At 61.7% G+C, this 541-nt stretch carries 1 protein-coding gene; it reads left to right on the plus strand.

Annotated features, from left to right (window positions below):
• Window positions 1-44: 44 nt before the first annotated feature.
• Window positions 45-541, plus strand: a 497-nt coding sequence (locus C0V97_RS17480) for a GTP-binding protein (RefSeq protein WP_305007267.1), incomplete at its 3' end; no start/stop codon positions are given.

Here is a 541-nt window from a genome sequence, read left to right on the forward strand (position 1 = left end):
GCCCTGTCAGATCCTCTCTCGCCACAAGCTTCCGGAAACCTCGCATGAGCAAGATACCCGTTACCATCATCACCGGCTTTCTCGGCGCCGGAAAGACCACGTTGCTGCGTCATCTTATCGAGAAATCGAACGGGCGGCGCATCGCCATCGTCGTCAATGAATTCGGTTCGCTGGGTATCGATGGCGGGACGCTGCGCGGATGCAGCCTGCCCAACTGCCCGGAAGAAGATATTGTCGAGCTGACCAATGGCTGTCTGTGCTGCACGGTGGCGGATGATTTTATCCCGACTATGGAAGCCCTTCTGGATCGCCCGTCACCGCCCGAGCATATCGTGATCGAAACCTCGGGTCTGGCCCTGCCCAAGCCGCTGCTCAAGGCCTTTGGCTGGCCGAGCGTGCGCACACGCATGACGGTGGATGGCGTGATCACCGTGGTCGATGCTCCGGCCGTAGCCGATGGCCGTTTCGCCGATGATCCCGAGGCGGTCGCGCGCCAGCGCGAGGCGGATGACTCGCGCGATCACGACAACCCGATCGAGGA

This window comes from Asaia sp. W19 (genome assembly GCF_003994335.1).
In the GTDB taxonomy this organism is placed as follows: domain Bacteria; phylum Pseudomonadota; class Alphaproteobacteria; order Acetobacterales; family Acetobacteraceae; genus Asaia.